This is a genomic window from Corynebacterium sp. ACRPO (assembly GCF_022347205.1).
Classification (GTDB): Bacteria; Actinomycetota; Actinomycetes; order Mycobacteriales; family Mycobacteriaceae; genus Corynebacterium.
Map to the genome: position 1 here is coordinate 131,778 of NZ_JAKRNE010000006.1, position 6,555 is coordinate 138,332.

At 66.9% G+C, this 6,555-nt stretch carries 7 protein-coding genes and 1 riboswitch; of the genes, 5 read left to right on the forward strand and 2 right to left on the reverse strand.

Features of this window, described 5'->3' with window-relative positions:
* The first annotated feature begins 9 nt into the window (after positions 1–9).
* From MHY22_RS06185 to MHY22_RS06200, 4 genes are read left to right on the forward strand one after another with little or no spacing between them, the layout of a single operon-like run.
* Positions 10–771 (forward strand): hypothetical protein, encoded by a 762-nt coding sequence (locus MHY22_RS06185; protein ID WP_239278539.1) that lies wholly within the window; start codon positions 10–12, stop codon positions 769–771.
* The gene (locus MHY22_RS06190) at positions 768–1,259 is read left to right on the forward strand and encodes a tellurium resistance protein TerC (RefSeq protein WP_239193833.1); all 492 of its coding nucleotides are present in this window, start codon (positions 768–770) and stop codon (positions 1,257–1,259) included. The genes MHY22_RS06185 and MHY22_RS06190 overlap by 4 nt, the downstream gene beginning before the upstream one ends.
* 37 nt (positions 1,260–1,296) lie before the next feature.
* The gene (gene hemE, locus MHY22_RS06195) at positions 1,297–2,331 is read left to right on the forward strand and encodes a uroporphyrinogen decarboxylase (protein ID WP_239278540.1); all 1,035 of its coding nucleotides are present in this window, start codon (positions 1,297–1,299) and stop codon (positions 2,329–2,331) included.
* A complete protein-coding gene (locus MHY22_RS06200; RefSeq protein ID WP_239278541.1) occupies positions 2,332–3,711 on the forward strand; it encodes a protoporphyrinogen oxidase in 1,380 nt (459 codons plus the stop codon).
* Between the two features lie 54 nt (positions 3,712–3,765).
* On the opposite strand, the gene MHY22_RS06205 is transcribed toward MHY22_RS06200, so the two are convergent.
* Together MHY22_RS06205 and MHY22_RS06210 are read right to left on the reverse strand one after the other, a co-directional pair.
* On the reverse strand, positions 3,766–4,803 hold the full coding sequence (locus MHY22_RS06205) for an HNH endonuclease signature motif containing protein (protein WP_239278543.1): 1,038 nt from the start codon (positions 4,801–4,803) through the stop codon (positions 3,766–3,768).
* A 116-nt stretch (positions 4,804–4,919) separates the two neighbouring features.
* A complete protein-coding gene (locus MHY22_RS06210; protein WP_239278544.1) occupies positions 4,920–5,768 on the reverse strand; it encodes an NAD(P)-dependent oxidoreductase in 849 nt (282 codons plus the stop codon).
* A gap of 26 nt (positions 5,769–5,794) precedes the next feature.
* A riboswitch (guanidine-III (ykkC-III) riboswitch) is annotated at positions 5,795–5,865 on the forward strand.
* An 8-nt stretch (positions 5,866–5,873) separates the two neighbouring features.
* On the opposite strand from MHY22_RS06210, the gene MHY22_RS06215 reads away from it, so the two are divergent.
* Positions 5,874–6,188, forward strand: coding sequence for a multidrug efflux SMR transporter (locus MHY22_RS06215; protein ID WP_239278545.1), 315 nt, complete (start codon positions 5,874–5,876; stop codon positions 6,186–6,188).
* The last annotated feature ends 367 nt before the right edge of the window (positions 6,189–6,555 follow it).

Consider the following 6,555-nt stretch of genomic DNA (forward strand, 5'->3'; position numbering starts at 1 on the left):
AGGACCCCTGTGACTGCTACGCCCCCGTCGCCCGCCCCTGCCCCGCGCCCGCCACACACGCAACGCCCGCCGCGGCAGCAGCAGCGGCCGGAGTCCGTGACGTACATGCTGTGGCTGTGGCTGGGCGCGCTATGCGGCGAGGCCGTGCACCAGGTTCTCAACGTGGTGCTCACGCTGCTCAACCACGACGTACTCATGTCGCAGGCCAAGGACATGGCCAAATCCGCACCGGCCGGCGTGGATGAAGCCCAGCTTTCCGACACCTTCCTCCGCACCGCCGCCTATGGCTCCGTCGCCCTTTCGGCGGCCATTTCGCTTGCGATTATCGTGCTGTTGGCCTTCCTGTTGCGGTCCCTTGCTAACCGCAGCAAGCGGGCCGGCACCTCGCGCCGCGTGTGGTTCGCTTTTTCGATCTACTTCGGATTCCGTATCCTGCTGACCTTCATGGTCACCCCGGCCGGCGCGGACGTGCCCGATTGGCTCTTTGCCGCCGATGGCATGGTGCAGATCCTCGTCGGCGTCGCGGCGGTGCTCGGCCTGATTTTCTCCGTGCGGGCCGAGACCTTGGACTACACCGGCGAACTCGAGCAGATGCGCGAGCTGGAAAAGGAACTCGAGCAAGCGCAGCGCGAGAAGAAGCGCGCCGAAGAAGAGCGCAAGCGCTCCAAGGATGACCAGCGCGGCAAGCATGACGGCGGCAAGCGCGAACGCCCCGACCGCACCAACCGTGCCGACCGTGCTAGCCGCACTGACCGGGAGAACAAGCGATGAATAATACCGAGCGGCCCGGGCCCCGCGACTATAACCGCGCGGCCCGAAACACCTCTGCCAAGGAGAACCTCGATGCGTGGCCGCGGCCGCTGCGCTGGGCATATTGGGTGCTCGTCGTCAGCGCCGTGATCATGCTGGTGAGCGGCATGGTGGGCATCTTCGGCTCGGGCGGGCCACAGGTGGAGCCGCAGAATGCGCAGGTCGCGGAGTACCTCCACTCCAATCGCCTGTTTGTCGCGGTGACCAATGCCGTCGGCGCTATCCTGCTTGCGCTCTTCGCGGCGCAGCTGGCCGGCGGGTCCAAGTGGGCGCGCCGCATCATCACCGTGGTCATCGCATTCGCGCTGTTTACCAATATCGCCGCTCTTGCACTCGGCATCGGCGGGCTCGGGCTGCTGATTATCCCCATCACCTTGATCGTCGCCCTCGCGCTGCTTTTCCAGCCGCAGTCCAACCGGTTTATCAAGGACCGCAGCTTGCGTGGCTAATTAGCCCTCACTCCAACTTTTGATTCATAATTGGGGCATGTCTCGACTCAATCGTGCCCCGCTTATCGAAGCCGCCCTCGGCCGCACCCCCTCCCGACCCCCAGTCTGGTTCATGCGCCAGGCCGGCCGCTCGCTGCCGGAGTACCGCGCCGCCCGCGAGGGGATCAGCATGCTTGATTCTTGCTTCATGCCGGAACTGCTGGCAGAAATAACCCTGCAGCCGGTGCGCCGCCACGACGTCGACGCCGCCATCTTGTTCTCCGATATTGTTGTCCCGCTCAAGGCCGCGGGCGTCAAGGTCGATATCGTGCCGGGGCGCGGGCCGGTGATGGAGCAGGCGGTGCGGAGTAGGGAGGACGTCGGCAAGCTGCCGCTGCTGGAAACCGACGTCCCCGAGGTCACCGAGGGCATCGCCCGCATCCTGGCCGAGCTCACCGAAACCCAAGCGCTCATCGGCTTCGTTGGCGCGCCGTTCACGCTGGCCAGCTACCTCATTGAGGGCGGGCCATCCAAGAACCACGAGCGCACCAAGGCGCTCATGCACGCAGAGCCGGAGACCTGGCACCTGCTCATGCGCCGCTTGGTGCCGACCATCACCCGCTTCCTGCAGGTGCAGGTCGACGCCGGCATTGACGCCATGCAGCTCTTTGATTCCTGGGCCGGCTACCTCAACGAGCGCGACTACCGCGAGTTCGTGCTGCCGTACTCCCGGGAAATCCTGGCCGGCGTGAAAATCCCGCGCATCCACTTCGGCGTCGGCACCGGCGAGCTATTGCCGGCCATGTCGGAGGCGGGGTCGGAAGTTATGGGCGTCGATTATCGCGTGCCCATGGACGCCGCGGCCGAGCGCGTGAGCGCCCGCGTATTGCAGGGCAACCTCGACCCGGCCATGCTTTTTGCCGGCGACGACGCCGTGCGCCAGGCCGTGCGCACCATCCGCTGCGAGGTCGACCGAGCCCGCGAGCGTGGCGATATTGACGGCCATATCTGGAACCTCGGCCACGGGGTCTTGCCAACTACCGACGCGGAGGCCATCACCCGCGCCGTATCCATCATTCACGAGGAGGGCTAAATGCGTATTGCGATTATTGGTGCTGGCCTGGCGGGCTTGACGGCCGCTTACGAGCTGCGCGACCACGATGTTGAGGTTTTCGAGGCCGCCGGCCGTATCGGCGGCAAGCTGTACTCCGTGCCGTTTAATGACGGCCCGACCGACATGGGTGCCGAGGCCTTCCTGGCCCGCCGCCACGATGCCGTGGAATTTATCGAATCCCTCGGCCTAGGCGGGAGCTTGGTCGAGCCCTCCGGCCTGCATTCGCTGGTGTACTCCGGCGAGCTTAAGCCGCTACCGCGCGGTGGAATGATGGGCATTCCTTCGCACTCGGAGCCGGTCGCTCACTTGGTCTCGGCCGAGACTGCGCGCCGCATCGATAACGAGGAGCCTTTCGAGTGGACGGCAGGCAGCGACGTCTCCGTCGGCCGCTTGGTGCGCCAGCAGTTTGGCGACGACCTCGTCGACCACGTTATCTCCGCCCTCCTCGGCGGCGTGTACTCCTGCTCGGCCGATGACCTGGGGTTACGCGCGACCATCCCAGCGCTGGCCGAGACCCTCGACGCGCTGTCCGAGCGCGGCTCAGTCACCCTCTCGGCCGCGGTCCGCTCGCTGGAAGAAGCCCGCGCGGCCGCGCCTCGCAGCGGCGGGCCCTTCTTTCAGACCTTCCGCGGCGGCTACGCAGAACTCTACGAGGCGCTGGCCGATAAATCCCGTGCCAAGATCTACCTCGATACCTTCATCTCCGGCATCACTCGAGAAGGCGAGAAATTCCGCCTAGCCGGCGCACCCGGAGATACCGCTCCCTTTGACCGCGTACTGGTGGCCACCCCGGCACCGACCGCAGCGCGCCTGCTGCCCAAGGTGTCCCCGGGGGCGGCGGAGCGGTTGAAGAGCGTGAAGCTGGCGGCGTCGGCAGTCGTGGGCCTGAAATTCGAGTCTGATACGGACCCGGCCGGCAACGCATTGCCGCAGAACTCTGGCATCCTCGTGGCCACGGACCAAGACGACGTTCACGCCAAGGCCTTCACACTGTCCTCGCGCAAGTGGCCGCACCTGGCCGAGCGCGGTGGCGCCTTGGTGCGCGCCTCCTTCGGCCGCTTTGGCGACGACGCCATCGTCCGCGCCGAGGAAGATGACCTCGTCGACTATGCCCTCGACGACCTTCAGCGCCTTACCGGCTTCGACGGCCGCGCCGCGGGCGTTGCCGAGATTTTTACCCAACGTTGGTTCGGCGGTTTGCCGCGCTTTGATGCTGGCCACCTGGAAACCGTGGCCGGTGCGCGCGGTGCCCTCGCGGCGACGCCGGGCATCGATGCCACCGGCGCTTGGGCCGGCGGGGTTGGCGTACCTAATGTCATCGCGGATGCCCGCGCCGCTGCGGCTCGTATCGCTCGCTAGCTGCGGGCATGCCAATGCGGCAGCAGGGCATCCTGCTGCCTGACGGTTTAGGGGCTAGAGGGACGATGGCGGTGCTGGCGCGGTGTCAGCCCAGGGCGGCTGCCACACCACGCGGCCTCGGCGTCGCACGAGGCGCCCGCGCACCGGTGGGGCATTTGGATCGTCGTCGTTGACGCCGTTGTGGTACGGGCAACAGGTGGCGAGGTTGGCCATATTGGTATCGCCGCCGTGCCGCCATGCCCGCAAGTGGTGCACCTGGCATTTATCCGCCGGATAGTTGCATTCGACCCACGGGCATACCGGATTTTCGGCAGCAGCCATGAGCCGCTGCTTTTCACTGGCCATGCGTTCCGTGCGGTAGAGGTTGACCGCGCCCTCGAAGGGGTGGACGAGGGTGATAAGGCCGCGCTCTGCCAGCGTGCGCGAGACGAGTTCCGCGCCAGTGAGGCGGGCGCCGTTGGTGAGCTGGATGGTGATTTCCTCGCCGTCGCCATCGATGATGCGGTCAAGCTCGTCGAGCGTGATGATCGCGTTGGTCGTAATGGTCGGGCGGGCAGCCTGTGAGGCGCCGGAAGGGGAGAAGAGCTCCGCTACGGAGTCGAGGGGAGCATCCTCATCCAGACTGGATTCTAAGTCCGCGATGAGCGAAGAGGGCCCGGTAATTGCCAGGGTCCATGGCGCGTCCTTGCGGCGGCGGATGCGCACGCCGGGGCGCGGCGGGGCTGGGGGATTGAGCTCGCGCAGCTTTTTGCGCGCCAGCTTTTCCATCTCATCGGTATCGGCGGCGGTGCGGCACAGCTCCACGCGCAGGCGCCAGGCGTCGCGCTTGGTCTTGGCGCGGGAAGCGTAGCGCTCGATTACCTCCAGCGTGGGCAGCGGGTGGGCGCGGTCGCGGGCGGCGGTAACCGCCTGGCGCTGCAGGCGGGCAAAGGAGGTGGGGGCAAAGAGGGCGTCGGCAAGCGTGAGCAAAGTGCGGGCCGTCTTATTGGGCGCACCGGCAGCGCGCAGTTGGTCTTCAGACATGCCGGCGCACCCGGCAACGATGTCGATGCCGGGCGCCAGGGCCGCGAGATAGGTCTGAAGAGCTGTCATGCCCCGCAGCCTAAGCTACGGCGCGCAACCTGTGCGAGGGCGAGCGCGCGAACCTGTGGATAACTAGGGCCCACAGGGCGAATTTCGGCCCGCATGCCCGGCAGGCCTGTGGATAACTAGCCCTTATTGCGGAAGACGAAGATGGAGGAGAAGTCCTGATCACCGTGGCCCATGGCCTGCATTTCCTCGAAGCGGCCGATGGCGGCGGTCAGGGCGGGCAGTGGCTTGGTGGAGGTCATCTCCATGAGCTTGGCGTCCTTGGCCAGGGCGTCGACGGTGAAATCGCCCGGGTCGGTATTGCGCTCGCCGGTGATAAACGGCGCCTTCATATTGGCGATGAAGGACAGGCCGGTGATATCGAGCATCTGCAGCACCACCTCGGAGTCTAGGCCCTCGGACTCGCCGAGCTGCAGGGCTTCGAGCAGGCCCTCGGCGGTGACGGCGAGCGCGAGGTTTGCCAGCAGCTTTCCGATGGCCGCCGTGGCCGCCGCCTCCACTCCGATGAGCTTGTCCTCGCCCGCCCAGGACTCGGCGAGGGACATGGCTTGCTCACGGCGGGCGTCGTTAGGCGTGCCCACATAGACACCGAGCTTGCCCTCGCGGGCCGGGCCAAGCGTGCCGACGACCGGGGCGTGGACGTAGGTTTCCACGGCGGCGGCGAACTCGCGGGCATCGTTGGGCGAGACGGTGGTGGTGTCAATCCACGTCACGCCGGCGGGGATGAGCTGCGGCTCGACGACGACCTCGCGGACATCGTCGGGCCCGAAGAGAGAGGTAATAATGACCTCAGCGTTCGCTACGGCCTCGGTAGGCGAGGCGGCAAGCTCGGCGCCTTCCTCCACCAGCGGTTGGGCGCGCTCGGCGGTGCGGTTCCAGACGGTCAATTCGATGCCGTCTTGCTCGTTGAGCAGGCGGCGGGCTAGTTCGGTTCCCATGCGGCCAGTTCCAAGAAATGCAATCTTCATGGTTTCCTAGTGTGCCATCATTGGGTGCAGGTTCGCCGCGACTTGCGCGAGCCCCGGACGAGGGAGCCGTACCCGGCAACGCGACAAGACGGCCAGGAAGCAGTTATGGCGTGGTTCATCTTGATTTTCTCCGGCGCATTCGAGGCCGTGTGGGCGGCGGCGCTGGATAAGTCCGCAGGTTTCACTCGCCTGTGGCCCTCGCTCATTTTCCTCGTGGCTTGCGCGATTTCCATGGGCGGGTTGGCCTGGGCGATGCGCAGCATCCCGGTGGGCACGGCCTATGCGGTGTGGGCGGGCGTTGGCGCGTCGGTGGCGGTTATCTATTCTTTCGCCGCCGGACACGAGGCCGCCACGGTGTGGAAGGCGCTATTCCTCACCATGATCATCGGCGGCATCGTGGGGCTGAAAGCGGTGAGCTAGAGGCCCGGAATCCGCGGCGCAGGCGGCAGCGGCGGCGCAGGTGGTGGGGCGGGCGCGGGCATAGCGGGCACTGCCGGCACATCAGGCACCGCGTCCTCGATGCGCCCGCGCACCTCGTGCGGCGGAATATTGAGGTTCGGCAGGCCGCTTTTGTCCCGCGCAGGTGGGCGTGGGGCCGGCGCCGCAGGTTGCGGGCGGGGTGCCGGTGCGGGCGCTGGCGCGGGACGCTGCTGAGGCGCGGCAGCCGAGCTAGGACGCGAACCGGGTGCAGACTCAGGCGCCGGCGCCGCGTCCGACGGCGAAGGTGGCTCGGTCGGCGGCGAGGGAACCGGGGCGTCCTCCCGAGGCAGGTCGCGCGGGGCGAGCG